The following is a 26365-nucleotide window of genomic DNA, read 5'->3' on the forward strand; positions in this document are numbered from 1 at the left end:
CAATTAAAGATACTTACATATTGGAGGAAAGAATTATGGGATACTATGATGAAACAGATTTAAACAATGAAAATCCAAACAATCATAAAAGGCAAACGAGAAGTAGACGAGGTGGTTATCCGCTTGTAACGGGATTTATCGGAGCTATTATCGGTGCTGTGACGATCTCAATTGTTTCACCCGATGTTTTTAACTTAACAAATAAACCTGCAAATTTATCAAATGATACAAATACAGTACCAACACAAGTTATTAATGTCTCGCGTGAAGACTTAACAACTACAATTCAAAATGCACGCAAATTCGTTGTTGGTGTAAACAATTATCAATCTTCAAATCCATTCTCAATGGAAACTGAAGAAGCTGGATCTGGTTCAGGTGTTGTTTATAAAAGAGTTGGAAATAAAGCATTAGTTGCTACAAATAATCACGTTGTAGCTGGTGCTAAACAGTTAAAAGTTAAAATGGCAGATGGGCAGTTAATTGATGCCAAACTTGTTGGTACAGATGAATTATTAGATTTAGCTGTAGTAGCAATTGATGCAAAATACGTAACAAATATCGCTAAATTAGGCGACTCAGAAAAAATTAATGTTGGCGAAACAGCCATTGCAATAGGTAATCCATTAGGATTTTTAGAAAGTACTGTAACAGAAGGTATTGTAAGTAGTAAAGCACGTGAAATTCCACAAGATATTGATGGAGATGGAGTTGCTGATTATCAAACACAAGTAATCCAAACTGATGCAGCAATTAATCCTGGGAATAGTGGTGGTGCTTTAATTAATGCTAAAGGTGAAGTAATCGGTATAAATTCAAGTAAAATAGCAGAACAAGCTGTTGAAGGTATTGGATTTGCGATTCCGATTAATATTGCTAAACCAGCGCTAGATCAAATTGAAAAATTTGGTGAAGTAACTAGACCAGTTATGGGTGTTGGCTTAAAATCACTTGATGAAATTCCTCAATACAATATCGAAGAAACATTAAAATTACCGAAATCAGTTACTAAAGGAGCAGTTGTTACACATGTTGATCCAAACACACCTGCTGCAAAAGCTGGTATGAAACAATTAGATGTAATCGTTGCACTTGATGACAAACCAGTAACAGATGTAATCACAGTAAGAGAATACTTATATTCTCACAAAAAAGTAGGAGATCAATTGAAGATTACTTACTACCGAGATGGTAAGTTGAAAAGTTCAACTTTAACATTAGCTTCTAGTCAATGATTGACAGATAAATGATTTTAGAAATATGATAAAAGAAGATTAAATAAGCGAAAAGTTGTTCTTTTCGCTTATTTATGTAAATTGTCAAATTGAAAGGGTGATTCGTTTTGAGTAAATACCCATCAAGAGAAGAAATTGGACAGATTCTAAAATCAAGTAAAGTAATTGCAGTAGTTGGCTTATCAAAAGATCCATCAAAGACGTCCTATATGGTGAGTAAAGCAATGCAAGATGCTGGATATAAAATTATTCCAGTTAACCCTACTGTTGATACTGTGTTAGGAGAAAAAGCGGTATCAAGTTTAACAGAAATCAAAGAAAAAGTTGACATTGTAAACGTATTTAGAAGACCTGAACACCTGTTACCTGTTGCACAAGAGTTTTTGAAAATTGATTGTGATGTTTTCTTTGCACAACTTGGCATTGAAAATGAAGAAGCATATCAATTGTTAAAAGAGAATGGTAAAACTGTCATAATGGATCGTTGTATAAAAGTAGAACATGCAATGACCAGATAGTCCGTTAAAAAAACTCACTGTAAAAGCAGTGAGTTTTTTTAACGGAAGGCATGGAGCAGGTATAGAAAGATTAAAGAAATTTTATAACTTCTTCTCCCGTTTTTTCACCATGCTCTATAAATTTTTTTCGTGTTCGACTTGTAAGTTAGGAAAAAAACCATTAACATGAACGATTAGAAGAAACATTTTATTTATATTATGATATAATGGAACAGATGTTCTTATATAGGTTTTTAGTTAGAAAGGAGAAATGGTGTTGGCAAAGAATGATACAACATATAATGAAGATGCGATACAGGTACTAGAAGGTTTAGAAGCTGTACGTAAACGACCTGGAATGTATATTGGCAGCACTGATAGTAGAGGTCTGCACCATTTAGTTTATGAAATCGTAGATAATTCTGTAGATGAAGCATTAGCTGGGCACGGTACTCAAATAGATGTGATTATTCATAAGGATCATAGCTTAAGTGTTAGAGACCATGGGCGTGGGATGCCAACTGGTATGCACAAAATGGGGAAACCGACTCCTGAAATTATTTTAACTGTTCTACACGCAGGCGGTAAATTCGGACAAGGTGGCTACAAAACTAGTGGTGGCCTACATGGGGTAGGTGCATCAGTAGTTAATGCGTTATCAGAATGGTTAACAGTAGAAATTCACCGTGAAGGAACAATTTTTAAACAGCGTTTTGAAGATGGTGGGAAACCTGCCACTTCACTAGAAATCGTTGGTAAGACGAAAAGAACTGGTACGACGATTCATTTTAAACCGGATCCAACAATTTTTAGTACGACAAATTTTAACTTTGATACTTTATGTGAAAGACTGAGAGAGTCTGCCTTTTTATTAAAAGGCTTAAAAATAACAATTAAAGATGAACGCCATAATACTTTCGAAGAGTTTTATTATGAAAACGGTATCGAAGCGTTTGTAGCGTATTTAAATGAAGAAAAGGAAGCACTGCATCCAGTTGTATTCTTTGAAGGACTGCAACATAAAATTGAAGTTGAATTTTCGTTCCAATTTAATGACGGATATTCAGAAACGATGCTTTCTTTCGTAAATAATGTTCGTACAAAAGACGGTGGTACTCATGAAGTTGGTGCGAAAACAGCTTTAACGAGAGCATTTAATGAATATGCAAGAAAAGTTAATCTATTAAAAGAAAAAGATAAAAATTTAGATGGAGCGGATATCAGAGAAGGATTAGCTGCTATTGTATCTGTACGAATTCCTGAAGAAATCCTTCAATTTGAAGGACAAACAAAAGGTAAATTAGGTACAAGTGAAGCAAGGTCAGCTGTTGATTCAGTGGTGTCTGATCAACTAGCATATTTTCTCGAAGAAAATCCAGATATAGCGACTTCGTTAGTTAAAAAATCTATAAAAGCGTATCAAGCTAGAGAAGCAGCAAGAAAAGCGCGTGAAGAAGCAAGAAGTGGTAAAAAGAGAAAGCGTTCAGAAACATCATTAAGTGGTAAGCTTACTCCTGCTCAGTCACGTAATCCACAGAAGAATGAATTATACTTAGTTGAGGGTGATTCAGCAGGTGGAAGTGCAAAACAAGGACGAGATCGCCGCTTCCAAGCAATTTTGCCTTTACGTGGTAAAGTAATCAATACTGAAAAAGCGAAATTAGCGGACATCATGAAAAATGAAGAGATTAATACAATTATTCATGCAATTGGAGCAGGAGTAGGTAGTGATTTTGAAATTGAAGATGTTAATTATGACAAAATTGTCATTATGACCGATGCTGATACAGATGGAGCGCATATACAAGTACTTTTATTAACATTCTTTTACCGTTATATGAAGCCATTAGTAGAAGCTGGTAAAGTTTATATTGCCTTACCTCCTTTGTTCAAAGTAAGTAGAGGTACTGGAAAAAAAGAAGTAATCGAGTATGCTTGGTCTGAAGTAGACCTACAAGATGCCATCAAAAAAGTTGGTAAAGGATATATGATTCAACGATACAAAGGACTTGGTGAGATGAATGCTGACCAACTTTGGGATACAACAATGGATCCAGAAACTAGAACACTTATTCGAGTGAAAATTGATGATGCTGCAAGAGCCGATCGTCGTGTAACAACACTAATGGGTGATAAAGTAGAACCTAGACGTAAGTGGATTGAATCAAATGTAGTATTTGATTTAGATGAAGAGGATAAAATTTTAGACAATGAACAAGTTGAAGTAGATTCAGAAGGGAGCAATGTCTGATGCAATCATCGGAAAAATTATATAATATCCCTTTAGAAGACATATTAGGTGACCGTTTTGGTCGTTATAGTAAATATATTATTCAAGAGAGGGCATTACCTGATGCCCGTGACGGATTAAAGCCTGTACAAAGACGTATATTATATTCAATGCATGTTGAAGGTAACTTACAAGACAAACCATACCGTAAATCGGCTAAAACAGTCGGTAATGTTATTGGTAATTATCATCCGCATGGTGATACTTCTGTTTATGATGCGATGGTGCGACTTAGTCAAGATTGGAAATTAAGAAATGTATTAGTTCAAATGCATGGAAATAACGGTAGTATTGATGGAGACCCACCAGCTGCTATGCGTTATACCGAAGCTAGATTATCAGCAATAGCAAGTGAATTGTTAAGAGATATTGATAAAGAAACAGTAGATTTTGTTCCTAACTTTGATGACACTAGTATGGAACCAGTTGTTTTACCATCTATGTTTCCAAATTTACTAGTTAACGGTAGTACAGGAATATCAGCAGGTTACGCAACTGAAATACCTTCGCACCATCTTGGCGAAGTAATCGATGCGACAATTATGCGTATTGAGAATAAAAACTGTTCAGTAGATGATTTAATGACCGTAATCCACGGACCTGATTTTGCTACTGGAGGGATTATTCAAGGTGTAGATGGGATTAAAAAAGCATATGAAACTGGAAAAGGTAAAATCATCATTCGCAGCCGTGTTCACACTGAAGATATTCGTGGTGGAAAACAAGCACTAATCATTACAGAAATTCCTTCAGAAGTTAATAAAGCGAATTTAGTAAAGAAAATGGATGAAGTTCGTCTTGATCGTAAAGTAGATGGAATTACTGAAGTGCGTGATGAAACAGATCGTACTGGTCTACGCATTGTTATCGAATTAAAGAAAGATGCAAATAATGAAGCAATTTTAAATTATTTATATAAAAATACTGAACTTCAAATACCTTATAACTTTAATATGGTTGCGATTTATAATCGAACACCTAAACAAATGTCTTTACCTGCTATTCTTGATGCTTATATAGAGCATCAAAAAGAAGTAATTACAAACCGTTCAAAGTTTGATTTGAAAAAAGCGAAAGCTCGTCAACATGTTGTTGAAGGTTTAATGAAGGCACTATCAATTTTAGATGAAGTGATTTCAACAATCCGTTCTGCAAATGACAAACGTGATGCAAAAGACAAGTTAATCGCTCAATTCGAATTTACTGAACTACAAGCTGAAGCAATTGTTATGTTACAGTTATATCGTTTAACAAATACAGATATTACTGCATTACAAGAAGAAGCTGACGAGTTGGATAAGAAAATTAAACAACTTGAAGCAATTCTTAACAGTGAAACAAAGCTACTATCCGTTATAAAAACAGATTTGAAAAAAATCAAATTAAAATATGCAGATGACAGACGTTCTACAATTCAAGGAGCGATTGAAGAAATTAAAATTGCTAGAGAAGATATAATTGCTCAAGAAGATGTCATTGTGACAGTAACTAGCGAAGGATACGTTAAACGAACAAGCCCAAGATCTTTTTCTGCCTCAAATGGAAAAGATTACGGTATGAAAGAAGGCGACCGTTTAATATATCAAGTGGAAAGTACAACAACAGATACGCTGATTCTATTTACTTCAAAAGGTAATTATTTATACTTACCAATTCATGAAATGCAAGATATCAGATGGAAAGATATGGGGCAACACGTTGCGAACATTATTCCAATTGAACGCGACGAATCAATACTTTCTGCAACAGTTGTGAATAATTTTGAAGAAAATAAAGAGTTTATTCTTTTTGTAACAAAAAATGGAATTGTAAAACGTACAAGCATTCAACAGTTAAAAGTTCAACGCTACTCGAAACCACTAGTCGGAATGTCGATTAAATCCGATGATGCATTAATTTTTGCAGGAGTTACCTCGGAAACAAGCCGAGTATTATTGGCGACTAGCGCTGGATACACATTGATATTTAATGTAGAAGAAATAAGTATTCAAGGCTTAAGAGCTGGCGGAGTTAAAGGAATTAACTTAAAAGAAAATGATATTGTTGTATCAGCAGACATTATAAGTGAAGAAGTGAAAGAAATATTCTGTGCAACACATCGAGCAGCCATTAAAAAAATGAAACTCGATACAATTCCTCAAAGTTCAAGAGGTACACGAGGCGTTAAAGTATTAAGAGACTTAAAAAACAATCCTCATTTATTAATTGGCGTATACGCAGTTAATCAAAATGATATGTTTGCATTGCTAAGTAAGTCTGGACAATTTGAAACGATAGACCCAACTGATCTAAGAAATAGTGATCAGTATAGCAATGGATCATTCATTATGGATACAGATGATTCTGGTGATATAAAGACCATTATTCGATACAAAAAAGAAGAAAATAATTAGAGAAGAAGAGGATGTCCTAAAAGTGTTACTTAGGGACATCCTTTTTTTATTTGTAGACTCTATTTAAAAGAAGAGTAGTTGACATAAGGTCGAACTGCTAATAAAAATGTGACAAGTGCAATATGGTTTTGGTAACTGCAAATTAAGGTCCGGGTGCAAATAAAACAGTTGAATGTACAAATAAGGATTCGGGAACTGCAAATAAACATGAGGAATGTGCAAATAAAATTAGTGAAACTGTAATTAAATTGACTAGCATCACAAATATGATAAGAAATTTCCTATACCGGTAAGGGTATTCTACATTACAAATGCTTCAAATGCAGATGCACAAAATATAAATTTAATAAATTTGCTCTAATTCTTACTAAACCGACTAAAAAAGTGAAGAAATCTATTAACTATCTATAAAGTTGATCGGAAAATCTACTCTAAGTGAAAACCCCAACAAAAAATACCCCATTGCTGTTTCTAGAGAGTTTTTGACTAGCAATCTGCCTTAATTTATAGATAGTGATCGCTTATTTGTCAATTTTAATGACTATAAATTACTTCTTTTTTGTCGAATTTGTCGAAAAATAGATAATGATTTTAGAAAAACAATTTTTTCTTAGTAAACTAGCAAAACACATTAAAATCTTACAATTTTACGTTATGAAAATAAGAAAAAATCAATTTTAATGAAATTTTAATGGTAATAATTGTCTAAAAAAACAGTTAATCGACAGAATTGTCGAAATATTTTGAATCAAAAGAACTTGTCTAACGAAAAAATATAGCTTACTATTTTCTTAAGAATTTTAAATTTTCAAAAAATAGGTTATTAAGGGGGCGTACATATGGTTTTTAAGAAGGGTTTTGCAATTTTAGCTTCAGTTTCGTTAACGGCTGGTATTTTAGCAGGTTGTGGGAATAGTTCAAAGGATGGGAATCAGGTTATTAAAATTGCGACAAATACCCCATTATCTGGGAATAACGCAATTTTAGGGGAGTCCATTAAGCTTGGAGCTCAACTTGCTTTAGAGGATCAAAAAGCAGCTTTCAAAAAATTGGGCTTTGATTTAAAGATTGTTCCTTATGATGATCAAGGAGATCCAAAGAAAGGTGTAGCGAATGCAGAGCAGTTAGCTTCAGACAATCAAATCCTTGGTGTTGTTGGACACTTAAACTCAGGTGTAGCAATTCCATCTTCTCTAAAGTATGAGAAAGACCATATCGTAATGGTTTCTCCTTCAAATACTGCAAATGAAGTAACTGACCGTGGATTAGGAGTAGTTAACCGAATTTGTGCTCGTGATGATTTCCAAGGTCCTGCTGGTGCAAATTTTGCTGTGAAGACATTAAAAGCTAAAAATATTTTCATCATTCAAGATAAAACGCCATATGGAACAGGTTTAGCAAATGAATTTAAAGCTGCTGCTCAAAAATTAGGCGCGAAAATTTTAGGTGAAGAGGGTATCTCAGTTGGTGATAAAGATTTTAACGGTGTATTAAATAATGTGATTGCGAAAAAGCCTGATTTAGTATTCTTCGGTGGACTTTATGCTGAAGGAGGAATTTTATTAAAACAAGCTCGTGATAAAGGATTAAACATCCCATTCATGGGTGGCGATGGAATGGACTCTTCAGGTTTAGTTGATATTGCTGGAGATGCAGTTAAAAACTTCTATTATACTTCAGTAGCTGGTGACACGTTAAAAACAGATAAAGGGAAAGCATTTGCAGATGCTTATAAATCTAAATTTAATAAAAATATTGAATCTTTCTCATCATACGGATATGATTCTGCTGGTGTATTATTGGAAGGATTAAAAAATGCAATCAACGATAATAAAGGAAAAACTCCATCTCGCGAACAAGTTGAAAAGGCCGTACGTGCGATCCAAGATTATGATGGTGTAGTAACCAAGGTTGGTTTTGACGATAAAGGGGACAACAAATACGCGAAAGTATTTATCTATACGTTTAAAGAAGCTAAATATCCTGGTACTCAAGAAGGCGAAGTAACTAAACCATAATTAGTAACATAGCCTACTAATACGAGGGAAGCAAAGTGGTGAAAAAAAAGAAAAGAGTATCACGTTTTACGGGATACTCTTTTCTTCTCAATAAGATGAGAAAATTGTAAGATTTTGGAAGTTAATAAGAATTAAACTACATTATTTATATATAGGAGGTCTCATACATGAATGAAGTAATCCAAACACTACCTCAAGTACTAATAGACGGTCTTGTTTTAGGAGCAGTGTACGCAACCGTTGCACTCGGTTATACGATGGTTTATGGGATATTAGAACTAATTAATTTTGCACATGGTGAAATATTCATGGCGGGTGCGTTTATTGGTACTGCGGTATTAATTACTTTTACTGGATTAGGTTTATTAAGTAGTTTACCTGCAATTATCGTATTAGCAATCGTTTTAATTATTGCATCTGTAGCAACTGGATTTCTAGGCATGGGGATCGAGAGAGTAGCGTATCGCCCATTACGAAAAGCACCAAAGTTAATTACATTAATTACAGCAATTGGTGTTTCATTTTTACTTCAAGATATCGTCCGTTTTATTGCTGAATTAAAAGAAGGAAATTACATTATTACTGGCCCATCATTATTTTCAGGACAACACCAAATTAAAACTAGTTCAATCTTTTCTTCATTTGGGAATGCACAAATTAAATCAGCATCAATCATTATTTTAGTTGTTGCAGTAGTAATGATGATTTCATTAGATTACTTCATCAATAAAACAAAATGGGGTACAGCAATGCGTGCAGTTGCTCAAGATCGTGAAACTGCATCATTAATGTCTGTAAACGTAAACAAAGTCATCTCGTTAACATTCTTTTTAGGTTCTGGATTGGGTGGTGCAACTGGTGTGTTATTCGCATTACAGTACAACACAATTGATCCGTACATCGGTTTTATTTTAGGTCTAAAAGCATTTACAGCAGCAGTATTAGGAGGAATTGGAAATATCCGTGGTGCAATGTTTGGTGGTTTATTAATCGGTGTAATCGAAGTATTTGCAGCAACAAATTTATCAACTTTGACACATGGCATTTTCCCATCAGAATATAAAGATGTATTTGCGTTTGGAATTTTAATTCTAGTTCTAATATTCAAGCCAGAAGGTTTATTAGGTAAACCTGTAGCTGAGAAAGTGTAGGTGAATTAGATGAAGAGCTTATTAGAAGGGTTAAAACAATCAAATAAACTACAAGGAATTTTCTTAGGAGCGTATATCGTTGTTACATCATTAGGATTATACTTTTTGCAAGAATCCGTAACAGCATTTCTATTAATCCTGTTCTCACTTTATTTATTATATAAGACTAATTTTCCAGTCAAATTAAAGTGGAGCATTGGAATACTAGTTTTAACTGTGATTATGCCATATGTTGCATCACAAGGGACAGCATTTGAATCATATATGGGTGTAGCCACTTTAGTTGGAATTTATGTTGCAATGGCACTTGGATTAAATATAGTAGTTGGTTTAGCAGGTTTATTAGATTTAGGATTCGTTGCATTCTTTGCAATCGGTTCATATACTTATGCAATTTTTTCTACCAAACAAGTAACGAATTTCTTACATTTTGATTTTCTTCCTTTTTCAGGAAATTCATTTTGGGTGTTCATTCTAATCGGCGGAATTATTGCAGCAATCGCGGGTGTATTATTAGGTATTCCTGTACTTCGAGTAAAAGGTGATTACTTAGCGATTGTAACACTTGGTTTTGGAGAAATTATTCGTATTGTATTTAATAACTTAGATCGACCAATAAATATTACTGGAGGAGCACAAGGTATTTCATCTATTCCAGCACCTACAATTTTTGGATTTGAGATTAGTAATTCAGGACAATTTTATTATGTCGTACTAGTTGTCTTAGCAATCGTTATTTTAGCTGTTACTAGATTACAAGATTCTAAGCTTGGGCGTTCTTGGAAAGCAGTACGTGAAAATGAAATCGCAGCACAAGCGTCTGGTATCCACTTAGTACGAACGAAATTAATTGCGTTTGCAATTGGAGCATCTTTCTCAGGAATGATGGGTGTAGTATTCTCTGCAAAGCAAATGTTCATTGACCCTACAAGCTTTACATTACTTGAATCAATTACGATCCTAGTAATGGTAATTCTGGGCGGAATGGGTAGCGTTCCAGGCGTAATTCTTGGAGCAGCACTTGTTACAATTTTAAATCTACAAGTTTTAACAGAAGTTACAAATTATTTAAACCAATTAACATTAGATGGAGTAATTAACCTACCACCAGCTCTATCACCTTCTAAAATGCAACGTATGATTTTTGGACTGATTTTAGTACTTGTAGCAATCTTTAGGCCTAAAGGATTATTACCTGCCAAAAATAAGATTGTTCCAAAAGAGGATGTAGTAGATCTAGATCAAAAAGTAGTCGAAGAAAATCAACGCTCAGTTTCATTTTAGGAAGGAGGTTATCAAATGTTAAAAACAACGAATTTAACGAAAAACTTTGGTGGTTTAACTGCTGTTAATAATGTAAATATTGATATAAAAGAGGGTTCAATAACAGCTGTAATCGGGCCAAATGGGGCTGGAAAAACAACATTTTTCAATATGATTACAGGTGTATATACTCCAACAAGTGGTGAAGTTTTGCTGGGTAATGAGAGTTTAGTAGGATTAAAACCACATAAAGTAAATAAAAAAGGTATAGCTCGTACATTCCAAAATATTCGTTTGTTTAATAGTATGACTGCTTTAGAAAATGTTATGGTCGGGATGCATCAGCATTTAAAATATGGTGTTTTTTCAACACTATTCCATTTACCTAGCTTTAAAAAAGCAGAGAAATCGGCGATGAAAGAAGCGTATAAATGGTTAGAATACGTTGGATTGGCTGATGTTTATAATGAGGAAGCATCAAGTTTATCATACGGTGCACAAAGACGACTTGAAATTGCTCGTGCATTGGCATCTCAACCAAGAATCTTACTTTTAGATGAACCGGCTGCAGGGATGAATCCGAAAGAAACGAAAGAATTGACTGATTTAATTTATCAAATGAGGGATGATCTAAACTTAACAATCGTATTAATTGAGCATGATATGAAGCTTGTAATGGAAATTTCGGAATATCTATTTGTACTTGATCACGGAGAAAAAATTGCAGAGGGTAAACCTCTTGAAATTCGAAATAATCAAAAAGTAATTGAAGCTTATTTAGGAAAAAGTGCAGTGACTACTGCATAGTGAAAGGAGTAAAGAAAAAAATGACGCTATTACAATTAAAAGATATTAACTCTTTTTACGGTGGTATACAAGCACTGAAAAATATTAACATAGAAGTAAATGAAGGTGAAATTGTAACATTAATAGGAAGTAACGGTGCTGGAAAATCTACTACTCTAAAAACAATTTGTGGGCAAGTTAAACCAAAATCAGGCAATCTGATTTATAAAGGTGAAGAAATTGTAAAGCTACAATCTCATGAAATCGCTTTAAAGGGGATTGCACATGTACCAGAAGGAAGAAGAATCTTTTCTAAACTAACTGTAAAAGAAAATTTAGAAATGGGTGCCTTCTCAGTTAAAGACAAAAAACTAATCGCAGCCCGCATGGAAATGGTATTTGACTACTTCCCAAGACTCAAAGAACGCCTAAGTCAAAAAGGTGGTACGATGAGTGGTGGAGAACAACAAATGCTTGCAATCGGTAGGGGACTTATGATGGGACCATCATTACTAATGCTTGATGAACCTTCAATGGGCCTTGCACCTATTATCGTTGAACAAATATTTGAAATCATTGAGCAACTAAACAAACAAGGAATGACCATTTTACTTGTTGAACAAAATGCTTACCAAGCTTTACAAATCGCACATCGTGGTTACGTAATACAAACAGGTGAAATTCAAATGGTTGGTGAAGGTAAGGCATTAATGAATGATGAAGAAGTGAAAAAAGCTTATTTAGCTTGATAATAAGGTAAAATTGAAGGAAAAGGGCTATCTCAGGTAAACTGATAAAGATAGCTCTTTTTTTGTTTGAAAAAGAACCAATCATTTGTTGATAAGTTTGAGTAATTAGCGGTTTAAACTAAATTTTGAAAAAGCCGTCATTTACGGTCATTATTAAACCCCAGCACATCTTTGCAATTTTTCGTACTTACAGAAAAATAAAAAAGAGGATGTCCTAAACATATCATGGTTAGGATATCCTCTTCTTACTATTAAATATTATTTGTTCGAAATAAATTCCGAAATTTTTAATTGATCTTCATTTGAAGCATTGTTAATTGAAGATTGAAGTGATTCCTCTAGTAAACTACGATTCTTGTAAAAATCTTCATGTTTACTATTATAATAGTACTTCACTGCTTCTAAATCTGAGAAAAACTCTTTTCCAAGTTTTAGAAGAAATGTTACTGGAAGTCCTTCGATCACTACATTACTTACATTTTCAGAAATTTCATTTACCGTACTGTTTGAAGTTGAAATCATTTCTTCGTTTAATTCTTTAACTAATAACTGTTCGAACCCTTTTATTTTGGTATTTCTTTTGTTCACGATTCGTTTTTTGTTCGTCTTTAATAAACGAATGGAATGATGTTTATCAAGCAATACTGCTGAACGTTTCTTTTTCTTTAGAAAAATGCTGCTACTCAAAACTAGCACTCCCTTCTGGTAGTATAGGTATATAAATAAAACAACTTTTCTATCATACCAATTATTGTTCATACTGTAAAGGTTTTATCTTTACATGAATATTCCTAGAAATATTCAAAAAATTCGACGTATTTTTTAATACTAAATTGATCATAATAATATTTGACTTACTAGTTGTCACTTTGTTAAAATAACAACATATTATTTATTACATATAACGTTGACGGAAAGAAGTAACTAAAGATTATTTTGCTTAGCGAATTGAGGATAGTGGGAGCTCAATCAAAACCTTTAGCGAAAGGCATTCCTGAGTTAATTCTTAAAGTGGACAATTTTTTTAATTGTCAACTAGGGTGGAACCGCGGGTGCATATACAGCTCTCGTCCCTAGGCTGAAAATGCCTAAGGATGAGAGCTTTTTTATTTCATTCTTACATTTTCAAAAAAACAATTGAAAATTGGAGGCAAATGAAATGTCAGAAAAATCGATGGATGTCGTAGTAAGTCACGCTAAACACAGAGGATTTGTATTCCCAGGTTCTGAAATTTATGGTGGTTTAGCAAATACGTGGGATTATGGTCCACTTGGTGTAGAATTAAAAAATAACGTAAAAAAAGCTTGGTGGAAAAAATTCGTTCAGCAAAGTCCATATAACGTTGGATTAGATGCTGCAATTTTAATGAATCCACGTACATGGGAAGCTTCAGGTCATATTGGAAACTTTAATGATCCAATGATTGACTGTAAAAATTGTAAAGCTCGTCATCGTGCTGATAAATTAATTGAAAATGCACTTGATGAAAAAGGAATGGAAATTATCGTTGATGGTCTTCCATTTTCAGAAATGGCGAAGTTAATTGTAGAACATAAAATCGCATGTCCTGATTGCGGTAGCCATGACTTTACAGATATTCGTCAATTTAACTTAATGTTTAAAACATTCCAAGGTGTTACTGAATCTAGCACAAATGAAATTTTCTTACGTCCTGAAACAGCTCAAGGTATTTTCGTAAACTTTAAAAATGTTCAACGTACTATGAGAAAGAAAGTTCCATTTGGTATTGCTCAAATTGGTAAAAGCTTCCGTAATGAAATCACTCCAGGAAATTTCACGTTCCGTACTCGTGAATTTGAACAAATGGAGCTTGAATTCTTCTGTAAGCCTGGTGAAGAGCTAGAGTGGTATAACTATTGGAAAGAAACTGCTAATAAATGGCTTTTAGCTTTAGGTATGAACGAAGAAAACCTTCGTTTACGTGAACATAGTGCAGATGAATTATCACACTATAGTAATGCGACAACTGACTTTGAATATAAATTCCCATTTGGTTGGGGCGAACTATGGGGCATCGCGTCTCGTACAGATTATGATTTAAAACAACATATGGAATATTCAACTGAAGATTTCACTTATCATGATGCAATCACAAATGAAAAATACGTTCCATATTGTATCGAACCATCATTAGGTGCTGACCGTGTAACATTAGCATTCTTAATTGATGCTTATGATGAAGAAGCATTAGAAGATGGTACTTCTCGTACAGTAATGCGTCTACATCCTGCATTAGCACCTTATAAAGCAGCGATTTTACCATTATCTAAAAAATTATCTGAAAATGCACAAGAAGTATTTGCTGCATTAGCAGAAGACTTTAATGTTGACTTCGATGAAACGGGTTCAATTGGAAAACGCTATAGACGTCAAGATGAAATCGGTACTCCTTTCTGTATCACGTACGATTTCGAATCAATTGAGGATGGAAAAGTAACAGTTCGTGACCGTGACACAATGGAACAAACTCGTGTTGCAATTAGTGAACTACAATCATTCTTAGCAAATAAGGTTAAATTTTAATTTAATTATTGAAAATCTGATGTCCTTTTGGGCATCTTTTTTCATATATTTTACTAAAGCTTGTTTAAAGTTTAAGAAATTTACTAAAAATGGTAAAATAAAGGTATAAAATAAAGGAGGACTTTAAATGAGGAGTTCAAATCCTATCTTAAATTCTGAACGTTTATCAAAATCAAGATATTCAGCACAAGCAATGACACTAGGTGGTACAATTAGTAAAACAATCATTGCATTAGTATTATTAATCGCAACAGCTGGATACTCTTTTTATTTAACTTCTACAGGTACACTTAATTCGAAAGTGTTTATTGGATGTTTAATCGTTGGACTAATACTTGGATTCGTAACATCTTTTTCACCAAGAATTGCTCCAATTACTACACCAATCTACGCAGCAGTTGAAGGAATATTAATTGGAAATATCTCAGCAGTCTATGAAGCAACCTACGGAATGATAGTATTACAAGCAGTCTTATTAACGATTGCAATCATTGCTGGAACGTTGATCTGTTACGCTACTGGACTTGTAAAAGTAACACATCGCTTTAGATCAATTGTATTTGGTCTAACGATTGGTGTTCTATTATTTTATTTAATGACAATGGTTCTACAGCTTTTCCATGTTCCGATTCCATATATCCAACAATCTGGACCAATTGGAATATTTGTAAGTTTAGCTATTCTTGTGATTGCTTCACTTAATTTATTCTTAGATTTTGATTTAATTACGAGTAGCGTTAAACAAGGTGCACCAAAAGAATTTGAATGGTACTGTGCATTTGGTTTATTAGTCACTGTAATTTGGGTTTATATTGAAGCTCTTCGATTTATTTCAAGGCTTCGCGATTAATTGTAGTCATATTAAACCTTACTCTCAAATGAAAGTAAGGTTTTTTACTATATTAAAAGTCTGATGTTTAAAATGATAAGAAAGTAGGGAATTAAATGAGTAAGAAAAAATTTGAAGTATTTGAAAACGAAACAATTAATGATTGTATAGAAAGAATGCAAAAAGAAGGGTATACACCGGTTAAAAGAATGGAAGTTCCAATCTTTTCAGAGCAAATGGTAAACGGAAAAGTAGAAATCGAACCAACCGGAAGAAGAATCGTATTTGAAGGAAAATTAAGTGCAAATTAAAATGCATAAAAAAAGTAAATTATTGGAAAAGTAACTTTATATGAATAAAATATGAGGTGAAAAATATGCATAAATTAGCATGTCCACGCTGTAAAACAAACAAAAGTAGATTTTATTTAATTGAACAAAATCCAAAAGCTGTTAAATTAAATGCTCAAAGCGGAGATATCGAACAAGAAGAATATATTTCAGGTGGATTAGATCCATTTTTTGTTCCATATAAAGGACCTGAGTATTTAGTTCAATGTGGAGCATGTGGTTTAATTGAGCAAAGTGTAATGTTTGAAAAAACTGCTGATTCACTGTAGTTAAATTGTTGTAAAATGACAAAACTTAGTGTGAATTTACAATATTTAATGTGAAAGTACAATATTTAAGATGAATTTACAACAATTAAAGTGAATTTACAATAGTTAATGTGAAAAAGATGTTTCTGTAAAATTTGTATAGTTATTCAAATATATGAATAACTATACAAAGTGTTTTCTTTAAAAAAAGACATTGATAAAATCAATGTCTTTTTTTAAACATATATTCTAATTATTTGTTGATCGCAATCTCCATATGAAAGATAACCGAGTATGATTTAAATTAATATCGAATAGAGGGTTCAGTATGGATTTTATAAGTGAACTTCAAAATTATGTAAAAAGTATAATGAATGACAAAGATTCAAAAAAAGAGCTAATCAAGATATTTAAGAAAAATACCTTGGTGAAACTAAATTATAATATAGCAAGTTCAAAAGCGAAACAAAAGCTAGAAAACTTTATTTCAGGTGCCGGGATAAGCCAAGCTTATTTAGGGATATTAATGATATCGATAAATGAATTCAAGAAATATCCTATTATCAGTATGATTCCATTTGAGAACCAAAAAAAAGCCATTTCTTGGAAAGTTACGATGGACATGGTTATAAAAGGGATAATATCGCCATTCAGTTACCCTTTTATAATCAAAGATAAAAAGACAATTGATTGCATCCGGGACACTTTTTCGACTGTAATTGAACTAAATAAAGCTAAAGACGAATCAACATTTCAATCAAATTTAATCGAATTTAACTCACTTTTTAAAAGAATTATGAAGAACCCTTAGGTAAAAAAGTTCAAAACATTATATTTAAATAAATTGAGTGATTGAAGTGCTAAAAATATAAAGAAAAGATTATCAAAAAGATGATAGTCTTTTTTTTATGGTCAATTCAGTGATCGTATTTGAAACTATTCAAAGCACTAGGTATGCCGAAAAGATATGGAAATTTTCTTCCTACTTAACAGTTGTATATTGATAAAAATTGGAAGAAAATTTCACTTCTTTAATAAATCAAAAATGTATATCCTAGCCCAAATTAACATCATTATGTATCCAAAGCATTGATAATTCAATAAGTTTTGTATACAAAAGTGTATCCGAAAATGTAAACGGTGCTTGTCCCTATAATAGGTAATATGACGTTGACGAATCTTTTTTTTTATTGCTAAATACTAACAGTGTCCAATTTGACAATTATTACATATGACGAACGAGAACGTATGTTCTATAATGTAGAGTGAAGTATTTTGAAATGAGGTGGAGAGGATCGCTAGTAAATATCGTTATACAAAAGCAAAGCATAATCGTTTTATAAAAGAAGGAAGAGGTCAAGGAGAAGGAAAAGAATATAGCCCATGGATCGATACGAATGACGTTCCTTCTGTTGGACGGGTTCATCGAGTTTTAGGGTATAAAACTGGAAGAACACATGCATTTTTTTCGGATTTAGAAGAGAAGTATTTTTATCTATGTGAATGGTCTAAAAATATAAAGGATATCCGAGAACAATTTCCTTTGAATCTTGAGGATACCATTCGGATTTGCGAAGAATTAAATATTGACCATCCATTCGATCCGAAAACAGATGTTTATATCCCTTTTACAACTGATTTTCTGTTAACAGTTGTTGAAAATGGGAAAGAACGGTTCTTGGGGCGAACTATTAAGCCTGTGATGGATTTAAATAACTTACGAACTATTGAAAAATTTGAAGTCGAACGAATATATTATTCAGAAAAAGGGATTGATTGGGGCATTGTAACTGAGAAAGAACTCCCAGAACAGCTTGTAGCAAATATTGAAATGTTATATACATTCTATACTGTCGACAAAAATAAAGAATTTTTACCTATTTTCGTTGATGATTTATTAACTATACACGGGAGTCCAAGTGTCATTCACTTTTGTAAGACATTTGATAAAAGCTATCAGCTTGAAAATGGAACTGGTTTAGGATTATTTAAATGTTTAGTAGCTAGACGCGTGATTGAACAACATGATTTTCAAGTAAAGTTAGATTTTACACAGCCGATTACTGAGTTTATTGCAAATGAAGAGGAGGCAGGCTCAATTGTACAATCATTTTGTGGTAAATGAAGTATATGAAGATTTAGTCAATGATACATGCTGGCGAATTTTATGGATCGATTCCGATTATGAACAAGCCTATATTATCAACTTAAATAGCAAAGGAATGCCTAAGTCGGAATTCATCATTGAACTCTCAAGGCGAGTAGAAGAAAATGAATGGAAAAAAAATGTAGATACCAATTTGAGATTAATGCTACTAGAAGATTGCACACCTAGTGAACGGTTAGCATATGAAGAGGCTTGGGGGTTGATTAAAGATTTAGCAACAAATGAACCAAGGATTTATGGTAAAAAACGGGGGCAATTAATTAAAGAAGTAGCAAATACAAGAAAGGTAGATTTTCAAAGAATTTATCGACTTTTAAAAAAATATTGGCGTGAAGGAAAAACGTCACTTGCATTGGTTCCGAATTATTCTGCGCGAGGTGGAAAATCCAAAACGAAAAATAGTCATCATGTAAAACTGGGTCGTCCGACGAAGTATGGTAGTGAGGGCTGTATTATCACAGATGAAATCAAACAATTCATTCGGAAAAGTATCAAAAAACACTATTTAACAAGTAAAAAAACAAATCTTAAGTTTGCTTATGAGATGATGCTCGAAGAATATTTTTACGAAAATAAATACGTAGTCGATGGCGTTGAAAAAGTTATTCTTAAATCTCCTGATCTCTATCCGACGATTCGACAATTCCGGTACTGGTATAAGCAGTTATTTGATAGTGAAGATGTTCTTAAAAAACGGCTTGGAGAGAAAGCATTTCAACGGAATCATCGTGTGAAAATTGGAAAAACAACGAATGACGTATACGGACCAGGTCATCGTTTTCAAGTGGATTCAACCAGGGGTAATGTTTATCTTGTCTCAAGTTTTAACCGTTCAAAAGGTGTTGGACGCCCTGTTGTTTATTTTATGATTGACGTATTTAGTAAATTGATTACAGGTTTTTACGCTGAGATCGAATCAGCTTCTTGGCGAACGGCTAGTTTTGTCATTCGGAATGCTGCATCTGATAAAGTAGCGTATTGTGAAAAGTTAGGCGTTACTATTCCAGAATCGATGTGGCCTTCGCAACATTTGCCACAAAAAATTCTTGCCGACCGTGGAGAATTTCTTTCAAAAAATGCACTAGGATTAATCGAAAACATGGGTGTCAGTGTCGAAAATACAGCGAGCTACCGAGCAGATATGAAGGGTGATGTTGAGCAGTTATTTCACCGAATGGACGAGTACTATAAACCATTTTTGCCAGGTTATATTCAGACAGACTTCGGTGAACGAGGCGCAAAAGACTATCGTTTGGGTGCAAAATTGACCATTGAGGAATATCGGAAGATCATACTTCAGTTTGTACTCTATCACAATAATCATAGTCTAGAGACTTATTTATTAGACGCTGAAATGATGAGTAATGGAGTAGAACCAATACCTAGCAAACTATGGGAATGGGGTATTCAACACCGATCCGGGAAGCTTCGGACATTCCCTGAGGATTTTGTTCGACTCATGACATCCCCCCGTAAAGAGGGGAGTGTCACAAAAGATGGGATTCGATACCGTAAATATCATTACTCGTGTGAGAAAGCTATCATAGAGAATTGGTTTTTCCATGCAGGTGAAAAAGGTGCATGGAAAGTGAAGATTAGTATTAATCCTGATAATGTAGGGGTTATTTATATCCATTATGATGGTGAATTACTTGAATGTATGTTACTAGAACAATATCAATCTTTTAACGGAATGTCTTATGAAGAAGTCGATCAAATGGAGGATGAGTATAAGGTGTTAAAGAAAGAATTAGCTCACTCGAATCAACAGTTAAAAAGCGACGGTTATCAAACGATGAAAAGTATTGTGAATGGTGCGACGACTGAAACGAATGCTGCGCAAGCAGAAGCTGGGTATATAACGAAAAAAGAAAAGATTGGTAGTATCCGAGAAAATCGAGCAGAAGAAAAAGAACAACATCGATTATTGAATCAACAAATCGAACCGAAACAGAACGTGCACCTTTCAGAAAAAGATGAAGAAGAAGATTTACCAGAATACCCATCGATTGAACATCTTCGAAAAAAAAGAGGACTTCACGGAAGGAGACGATTAGGTGGAAATTGATCAAATTAATGAAGAAAAATACATCTTATTGCCTAGCGGTATAAAAGCGATAAAAGCGAATTATCGAACCGACGAAAAAATATCAAAATATCGTGATAATCCATTAATTACAGCATTACCAAAAATTATGAGCGAATACGACGCGTTTGAATTTATGAGCCACTATCCATCAATTGAACAGAATCTCTCAGAGTTTCATGATAATGAGCGGTTTCATTCACTGACGTCCGTCAAATCATTTTTTCATGTGGGAAAATTACATTTGAATCTTGAAATGACGTTTTCACGTTTTTTACGAGACAGCTACGTCGGGCGGAATCCACTCGATAAAGATCATGCGACAAATTTTCACATCCTTCATAGTCAATTGAACGCGGGTGAAGAGTTGTACTTACCGCCAAATTCGTTAAGCGAGGCAACCAGTTTTAGTTTAATTGGATATTCGGGCATGGGAAAATCAACGGCGATTGAACGAATTTTACAGTATTATCCGCAACTGATTATACATCCCGCACCAGTTGGTACGACACAAATCGTCTGGTTAAAACTCGATTGCCCTCATGATGGGAGTATGAAAACGCTATGTGTCAGTTTTTTTGATCAAATTGATCAATTACTAGGTACGACTTTTTTAAAGCAATACAAACGTACATCTGTGTCTACAATGGTAACTGGAATTGCCAAAATTGCAAAAACGTATTGTATTGGTGCGATTATTATTGATGAATTACAACATTTAATCAGACCCAATAAAACGAGTGAAATGCTCATGAACTTCCTCGTTACATTAGTGAACGTTGTCGGTGTTGGCGTGATGGTGATTGGTACGATGAAAGCGAAACAAGTCCTTCAACTCGATTTTCGAATTGCCCGAAGAAGTATAGGGAAGGTTTGGAAACCATTACCATTTAGTGAAGAGTGGCTCACATTTACAAATGAGTTATGGGACTATCAATGGACAAAAGAGTTTATCCCGCATGACAACGAACTAAGTGAAGTACTATACGATTGTTCTCAGGGAATTACGGACTTAGCCGTTAAAATTTTTACGGTTGCACAAGGGCGTGCGATTATCCATAAACGAAAAGGTATTAGTGAAAAATTAATGCGTCAAGTCGTCAATGAAGATCTGGCGATGATTAAGCCGATGTTAAAAGCGCTTCGTTCGGGTAATCCAAAGGCCATTATGAAGTATGAAGATTTGTATTCGATTGACTTAGAAGAACAACTGGAAGTGATGTCGACCTCGCTTGATAAAAACAGCTTAATCGAAGAACATCGACTAAGAGCAAAAGAAAAACGAATCAATCAAATTTCGCTTGAAGAAAAAGTCCTTACGGCGGTCATCGCTCTCGGGAAGAATGAGAAAAAAGCGAAAAAAGTGTTCGACCAGCTCATTAAACTGGACCCTCAAGCGGATGAAACAACCCTACTGGTTGGCGTATTACAGAAGATTGATGAAGAAGACGTGATCATTAAACGGACGAAAAAGGAGCAAGCAGAGAAAGAAGGGTTAAAAGTCCTCCTTCCCATTGCGGAACAAGCGAAAAAAGAGAAACGATTAACCTATGACCTGTTAAAAGAGGCAGGTTACATCAAAGACCCGTTACAAGAATTCATTCTGTAGGAGGCATCCAATGTTACCATTTTTCCCAAATCCGTATCCAGGCGAATTACTCGATAGTGTGCTAGCGAGATTTCACGCACGCTCTGGTAATTCACATAGTGGTCAAAGCATGAAACAATTGGTTGGAAATGAACAGATATTATTTAGTTATGATTTACCGTCCAGAATCGATACACTTGTTGACCGAATCAAGCATGTGAGTGCGCTTGATTCGGATATTTTTATACATGATCATACGTTGTTTCCCTATTATGCGTTTTATGGAACGAATGATCGAAAAAACAGGCTTCGAACATGCATGAAAAGTGATCGTGGAGAACAAATTCCGAGTCTTGCCGGAAAAGGCAGTAATAAACGGATTCAACTCGCTCATTATCAGTTCTGTCAAGCCTGTTTTGATAAAATGCTGGAACATGATGGGGAAACATACTGGTTACGTATTCATCAAACGCCAGGCGTGTTCGTTTGTCCTAAGCATGGTATTCCCCTTCGAGTTAGTGATGTTGAAGTACGGAGACGAAGCAGTATTCGATACAAACATCCGAATACAATGAAAACCAGCACAACGATCCAGTTAAAAAAGGAATATCTTCCCCTTTACCTCGAAGTAGCGAAACAGATTGAACGGTTGTATGAACAGTATCATGAAAAGAGAGAAGATTATTGGTATATAAAGGAATACCGTGCGCGAATGAATGCGCACGGTTATGTGAATATAAATCAGAATATTGAAATAAAACAGTTGATCAAAGCGATGGAAAAACGATATCCACATGACTTTCTCAAATGGTTCGAACTAGAAGAAATCGACAAATGGTTGCCACGTTTGTTATATGATGGAGCTGAAATTATTAATCCGCTGCCGCATCTTCTGTTGCATATCTTTTTTGAGGAAAAGAAAGGGAATGAGCGTGAAATCGAACAAAAACCATTTGGAAATGGACCGTGGCCATGTTTAAATCCCGCCGCAGATCATGTGCATGTCGCGACGATCAATGAAGTGGATATTACGATTGATTATGGTAGTAAACTACCGGTCGGTGTCTTTTGTTGCCTATGCGGGTATACATACCAGCGAATTGGTCCAGAGAAGACTGCACAAGAGCGCTATCGGTTCCAAAAAGTCGTTGAATATGGACAGATTTGGACAGATAAGCTTCTAAGGGCTTCTGAACTGTGTACGATGACTGAGTTAAAAGAACAATTCCAGACGAGTGACTATACTATACATACAATCTTAAATGCCCACAGCAAGCCTTTTCAAGTAAAAGCGAAAAAGAGGGATTATGCTCAAACGGATTATAGCTCCCCAGAATTGTTTGACCCGATTATGCTGGAAAACGTCAAACGCGAAGTGGAAAACTTATTTGCTCTGGAATCAAAACCAACTCAACTAACGATGGGCTATTTGGTGAAGCGAGTGAAAAAAGGGCAAATGTTGTATAAAAAACTAGATCAAATGCCATTAACAAAAACGTATCTGGCTGATAAAATTGAAACGAGAGAAGACCTTGAGCGCCGTTTAATTGATTGGGCGATAAAGCAATTGCAGCAACAACAACTAGTGATCAAAAAGACGCAAATTAAAAAAGTGTCCGGTATTTCGAAATGGAATGAGCCGGTCAAACAGTACTTAAATGACGCGATGAATAGACTGAATCGTTGAAATAGTGTGTGCACTGTAAAACGGGTAACTTTATTCAACATAATGGCAGTTTAGTTGCATAAGGTTTGTTCAGATTTTAATGAAAAAAGGCTAAATTCCCCCAAGTTACAAATACCCGTTATCTAGAAGGAGAATAAAAATGTATAATTTTGGTTTAATAACTACGTTAATCGACTTAGCAATTTTCATTTTAATAGGATTTGTACTATTTAAAATCGTAAAAAAAATAATATTATTTATAAGGAATAATTCATCTAGTTCAAAAGGTAAAATGAACGAATTAGAACAGAGAATAAGCAATTTAGAAAAGAAATAATGAAAAATCAAATTCAACTAACTGATGCATTAGTTGAACAACATGATCGGCTGTGATGGTCGATTTTTTTATGGAGCTAAATGGCAGTTTAATTGCATAAGGTTTGTTCAGATTTTAATGAAAAAAGGTGAAATTCCCCCAAATTACAAAAGTCGTTAAGCTGATATAATTAACTTAAAAATTTTTGAAGGTGGAATAAATATGAAAAAAATTATATGCATACTTCTTTGTATTAGTGTATTTTCATTACTATTTGGTTGTAATACGGATAAGAAGAGTTTTTCAGAAGTGTATCACGGAAATTTAAATGAAATTAATAAAATTGAAGTTACTAACGGTCAGAATGGAGAGAACAGAGTAATAACAGAACAGAAGGCAATTAAAAACTTTATTACTGATATTAAAGATATTAAAGTTTCCCAAAATAAAAACACTAATGAAAAGGGATGGTTATACAGTGTTACATTGTATAATCAAGACAAAAAGTTAATGAGTTTCACAACTAGTGAAATAGTAGGAAAGACAAAAAAAGATGATGCAAAATTGATTACTGCAATTGAAACATTATTGAATCAAAAATAAGTTTTATTCAACTAAAGCATGCATTAATTGAATAAGAAAAAGTAAAGATCACAAATTGTGATCTTTTTTCAATCTCTTATTCAACAAAATCGCAGTTATGCTGAATAAGAATAATTTTTGTAAAAAAGGCTAAATTCCCCCAAGTTACAAATACCCGTTATCTAGATATAATTAAATTTAAACAAACAAAAGGAGGGGGTTCTTTGTCCCGTAAAACCTGGTTACTTATTTTACTTTGTTGCTGTATTCTCTACGCCACATTACACGCAAGTCCTTCCCTTGCGATTCGAACGAAATTGTTTTTCACGTTTCACCCAAAGAGTGCGCTGAAGTCGAAGATTTCGCTACAAGCGAGAGAGAATAAAGGGTTTCAAACGTACTTACGTAACCACCATGCGAAGGCATATCAAATTAGCAATCCGCCAGCATCACTACAGCTGAATGATTTTATCGTTTATCAAAAAGGATTCATCTTCTCGGCGGAGTATCTAGATGACGAAATCGCTACGGTTATGGATTGGTAGGAAAAACAAAAAAAAGAAGTGTCATTTTGGCACTTGTTTTTTATCATTATGAGAATAGAAAATAAAAGGGTTATTAAGCAATAAATCTTATGCAACTACCATGGGAGTACGATATAAACTTCCATTCACTGTTGTGAATCTGAGGATTCATGGATGGCTAACGCATGCGTTAGTTGAACAACATGATCGGCTGTGATGGTCTTTTTTTTATGGAGCAAAATGGTAGTTTAACTACATGAGGATTGTCTTATTTTTATAAAAAAGGCAAAATTCCGCCAAGTTAAAAAGGAAGTGTACATAGTATAAGGAACTTTATGGGAGTTACTGAAAACATAGAAGCAGGCTGGATTCAATTTCTAATGAAAGTGACTAAATCATGAAGAATAAATTGTAAATGGAGTGAGATTTTGTTGAAAAAGCAAGTTGTGAGTTTACTGTTGAGTTGTTTAGTGGTCGTAAGTACAGCAGGTTGTAGTCAAACATCGGCAACCAATGGTCCAAAAGGTGTCACAAAGAAAATGGATGCTTTTATCTCAAATTATGTTGTAGATAAATACAAAGGTAATTTAAATAATCCGAGTGACAAAGGATTTGAGGTACACAAAATCTACGGATCGAAAAATAAGAATGATACAACAACAGTTTATCTTCAGTATTTTTATGAAGGATTTTCCTATTCTACAAAAGCAGAATTGGAAACTGGAAGTGTTGTGCCAGCATCAATTACTTTAAAAGAAAAAGGAGATTCATACAAAGTTGTTCGTTACGAAGAACCTGGTGATGGCGACATGCTCTATGATGATTTAAAAAGAATATTCCCGTCTAAGTATGTCAAACAAATCTCTCACGATCAAAGTATTGCAGCGGGTTTGCAAGATGAAATGGATAAAAAAGTCAAGCAATGGGAAAAAGAGAAAAAGAAAGTATAACAATTCCAAAAAGACACTAAGCAACTAACGCAAGCTTTAGTTGCATAACATGATCGACAATTTGTCGGTCTTTTTTTTTGAACATAATGGTAATTTAGTTCAATAATTCAACAAATACGTTCTAAAATTATC

General features: G+C 34.1%; 22 protein-coding genes and 1 other annotated feature. Of the genes, 21 read left to right on the forward strand and 1 reads right to left on the reverse strand.

The window, feature by feature from the left end; all coding sequences use genetic code 11:
• Window positions 1–35 precede the first annotated feature (35 nt).
• The 9 genes from ACFCYN_RS14065 to ACFCYN_RS14105 all read left to right on the forward strand — a co-directional run bounded on the left by ACFCYN_RS14065 (window position 36) and on the right by ACFCYN_RS14105 (window position 12382).
• Entirely contained in the window at window positions 36–1235 is a 1200-nt protein-coding gene (locus ACFCYN_RS14065; RefSeq protein ID WP_172444869.1) for a S1C family serine protease, read from the forward strand.
• A gap of 107 nt (window positions 1236–1342) precedes the next feature.
• Window positions 1343–1753 (forward strand): CoA-binding protein, encoded by a 411-nt coding sequence (locus ACFCYN_RS14070; RefSeq protein WP_098119757.1) that lies wholly within the window; start codon window positions 1343–1345, stop codon window positions 1751–1753.
• A 256-nt stretch (window positions 1754–2009) separates the two neighbouring features.
• On the forward strand, window positions 2010–3983 hold the full coding sequence (gene parE, locus ACFCYN_RS14075; protein ID WP_375949940.1) for a DNA topoisomerase IV subunit B: 1974 nt from the start codon (window positions 2010–2012) through the stop codon (window positions 3981–3983).
• Window positions 3983–6415, forward strand: a complete 2433-nt coding sequence (parC, locus tag ACFCYN_RS14080; RefSeq protein WP_172444867.1) for a DNA topoisomerase IV subunit A — start codon at window positions 3983–3985, stop codon at window positions 6413–6415. Before parE ends, parC begins: the two co-directional genes overlap by 1 nt.
• Window positions 6416–7254: 839 nt before the next feature.
• Complete coding sequence (locus ACFCYN_RS14085) at window positions 7255–8433, forward strand: branched-chain amino acid ABC transporter substrate-binding protein (protein ID WP_172444866.1); 1179 nt, start codon at window positions 7255–7257, stop codon at window positions 8431–8433.
• 167 nt (window positions 8434–8600) lie between these two features.
• Complete coding sequence (locus ACFCYN_RS14090; RefSeq protein WP_098119761.1) at window positions 8601–9584, forward strand: branched-chain amino acid ABC transporter permease; 984 nt, start codon at window positions 8601–8603, stop codon at window positions 9582–9584.
• Between the two features lie 9 nt (window positions 9585–9593).
• On the forward strand, window positions 9594–10868 hold the full coding sequence (locus tag ACFCYN_RS14095) for a branched-chain amino acid ABC transporter permease (RefSeq protein ID WP_375949943.1): 1275 nt from the start codon (window positions 9594–9596) through the stop codon (window positions 10866–10868).
• Window positions 10869–10883: 15 nt separating this feature from the next.
• Entirely contained in the window at window positions 10884–11654 is a 771-nt protein-coding gene (locus ACFCYN_RS14100; RefSeq protein WP_172444864.1) for an ABC transporter ATP-binding protein, read from the forward strand.
• A 20-nt stretch (window positions 11655–11674) separates the two neighbouring features.
• Window positions 11675–12382: an ABC transporter ATP-binding protein gene (locus tag ACFCYN_RS14105; protein WP_375949945.1), complete on the forward strand. Its 708-nt coding sequence runs from the start codon at window positions 11675–11677 to the stop codon at window positions 12380–12382.
• A 258-nt stretch (window positions 12383–12640) separates the two neighbouring features.
• Here ACFCYN_RS14105 and ACFCYN_RS14110 read toward each other — a convergent pair whose 3' ends face one another.
• Window positions 12641–13069: a hypothetical protein gene (locus ACFCYN_RS14110; RefSeq protein WP_375949947.1), complete on the reverse strand. Its 429-nt coding sequence runs from the start codon at window positions 13067–13069 to the stop codon at window positions 12641–12643.
• 211 nt (window positions 13070–13280) lie between these two features.
• Window positions 13281–13460 (forward strand) — a binding site (T-box leader).
• A gap of 81 nt (window positions 13461–13541) precedes the next feature.
• Here ACFCYN_RS14110 and ACFCYN_RS14115 point away from each other — a divergent pair.
• The 12 genes from ACFCYN_RS14115 (at window position 13542) to ACFCYN_RS14170 (ending at window position 26233) form a co-directional block, all read left to right on the forward strand.
• Complete coding sequence (locus ACFCYN_RS14115; RefSeq protein ID WP_375949949.1) at window positions 13542–14927, forward strand: glycine--tRNA ligase; 1386 nt, start codon at window positions 13542–13544, stop codon at window positions 14925–14927.
• A 127-nt stretch (window positions 14928–15054) separates the two neighbouring features.
• Window positions 15055–15777, forward strand: a complete 723-nt coding sequence (locus tag ACFCYN_RS14120) for a Bax inhibitor-1/YccA family protein (RefSeq protein WP_098119767.1) — start codon at window positions 15055–15057, stop codon at window positions 15775–15777.
• Between the two features lie 95 nt (window positions 15778–15872).
• A complete protein-coding gene (locus ACFCYN_RS14125) occupies window positions 15873–16067 on the forward strand; it encodes an NETI motif-containing protein (RefSeq protein ID WP_098119768.1) in 195 nt (64 codons plus the stop codon).
• Window positions 16068–16132: 65 nt separating this feature from the next.
• Entirely contained in the window at window positions 16133–16375 is a 243-nt protein-coding gene (locus ACFCYN_RS14130) for a DNA alkylation repair protein (RefSeq protein ID WP_098119769.1), read from the forward strand.
• 307 nt (window positions 16376–16682) lie between these two features.
• Window positions 16683–17165, forward strand: a complete 483-nt coding sequence (locus tag ACFCYN_RS14135) for a hypothetical protein (RefSeq protein WP_375949952.1) — start codon at window positions 16683–16685, stop codon at window positions 17163–17165.
• A gap of 474 nt (window positions 17166–17639) precedes the next feature.
• Complete coding sequence (locus tag ACFCYN_RS14140; protein ID WP_375949954.1) at window positions 17640–18479, forward strand: TnsA endonuclease N-terminal domain-containing protein; 840 nt, start codon at window positions 17640–17642, stop codon at window positions 18477–18479.
• A complete protein-coding gene (locus ACFCYN_RS14145) occupies window positions 18454–20589 on the forward strand; it encodes a DNA-binding protein (protein WP_375949956.1) in 2136 nt (711 codons plus the stop codon). The genes ACFCYN_RS14140 and ACFCYN_RS14145 overlap by 26 nt, the downstream gene beginning before the upstream one ends.
• Window positions 20579–22216: an ATP-binding protein gene (locus tag ACFCYN_RS14150; RefSeq protein WP_375949958.1), complete on the forward strand. Its 1638-nt coding sequence runs from the start codon at window positions 20579–20581 to the stop codon at window positions 22214–22216. The genes ACFCYN_RS14145 and ACFCYN_RS14150 overlap by 11 nt, the downstream gene beginning before the upstream one ends.
• Window positions 22217–22226: 10 nt before the next feature.
• Window positions 22227–23882 (forward strand): TnsD family Tn7-like transposition protein, encoded by a 1656-nt coding sequence (locus ACFCYN_RS14155; protein ID WP_375949960.1) that lies wholly within the window; start codon window positions 22227–22229, stop codon window positions 23880–23882.
• A 139-nt stretch (window positions 23883–24021) separates the two neighbouring features.
• Window positions 24022–24198, forward strand: a complete 177-nt coding sequence (locus ACFCYN_RS14160) for a hypothetical protein (protein WP_375949961.1) — start codon at window positions 24022–24024, stop codon at window positions 24196–24198.
• Window positions 24199–24399: 201 nt separating this feature from the next.
• The gene (locus ACFCYN_RS14165; RefSeq protein WP_375949963.1) at window positions 24400–24780 is read left to right on the forward strand and encodes a hypothetical protein; all 381 of its coding nucleotides are present in this window, start codon (window positions 24400–24402) and stop codon (window positions 24778–24780) included.
• 934 nt (window positions 24781–25714) lie between these two features.
• Window positions 25715–26233 carry a hypothetical protein gene (locus ACFCYN_RS14170; RefSeq protein WP_375949965.1) on the forward strand — a complete coding sequence of 173 codons (519 nt, stop codon included), beginning with the start codon at window positions 25715–25717 and terminating at the stop codon, window positions 26231–26233.
• The last annotated feature ends 132 nt before the right edge of the window (window positions 26234–26365 follow it).

The organism is Gottfriedia sp. NPDC056225 (assembly GCF_042267765.1).
Classification (GTDB): Bacteria; Bacillota; Bacilli; order Bacillales; family Bacillaceae_G; genus Gottfriedia.

Coding starts and splice junctions, on each gene's coding strand:
- ACFCYN_RS14105 (WP_375949945.1), top strand. CDS start 11,675: ATGACGCTATTACAATTAAAAGATATTAACTCTTTTTACGGTGGTATA.
- ACFCYN_RS14130 (WP_098119769.1), top strand. CDS start 16,133: ATGCATAAATTAGCATGTCCACGCTGTAAAACAAACAAAAGTAGATTT.
- ACFCYN_RS14100 (WP_172444864.1), top strand. CDS start 10,884: ATGTTAAAAACAACGAATTTAACGAAAAACTTTGGTGGTTTAACTGCT.
- parC (WP_172444867.1), top strand. CDS start 3,983: ATGCAATCATCGGAAAAATTATATAATATCCCTTTAGAAGACATATTA.
- ACFCYN_RS14165 (WP_375949963.1), top strand. CDS start 24,400: ATGAAAAAAATTATATGCATACTTCTTTGTATTAGTGTATTTTCATTA.
- ACFCYN_RS14160 (WP_375949961.1), top strand. CDS start 24,022: ATGTATAATTTTGGTTTAATAACTACGTTAATCGACTTAGCAATTTTC.
- ACFCYN_RS14090 (WP_098119761.1), top strand. CDS start 8,601: ATGAATGAAGTAATCCAAACACTACCTCAAGTACTAATAGACGGTCTT.
- ACFCYN_RS14125 (WP_098119768.1), top strand. CDS start 15,873: ATGAGTAAGAAAAAATTTGAAGTATTTGAAAACGAAACAATTAATGAT.
- ACFCYN_RS14155 (WP_375949960.1), top strand. CDS start 22,227: ATGTTACCATTTTTCCCAAATCCGTATCCAGGCGAATTACTCGATAGT.
- ACFCYN_RS14095 (WP_375949943.1), top strand. CDS start 9,594: ATGAAGAGCTTATTAGAAGGGTTAAAACAATCAAATAAACTACAAGGA.
- ACFCYN_RS14120 (WP_098119767.1), top strand. CDS start 15,055: ATGAGGAGTTCAAATCCTATCTTAAATTCTGAACGTTTATCAAAATCA.
- ACFCYN_RS14115 (WP_375949949.1), top strand. CDS start 13,542: ATGTCAGAAAAATCGATGGATGTCGTAGTAAGTCACGCTAAACACAGA.
- ACFCYN_RS14135 (WP_375949952.1), top strand. CDS start 16,683: ATGGATTTTATAAGTGAACTTCAAAATTATGTAAAAAGTATAATGAAT.
- ACFCYN_RS14065 (WP_172444869.1), top strand. CDS start 36: ATGGGATACTATGATGAAACAGATTTAAACAATGAAAATCCAAACAAT.
- ACFCYN_RS14085 (WP_172444866.1), top strand. CDS start 7,255: ATGGTTTTTAAGAAGGGTTTTGCAATTTTAGCTTCAGTTTCGTTAACG.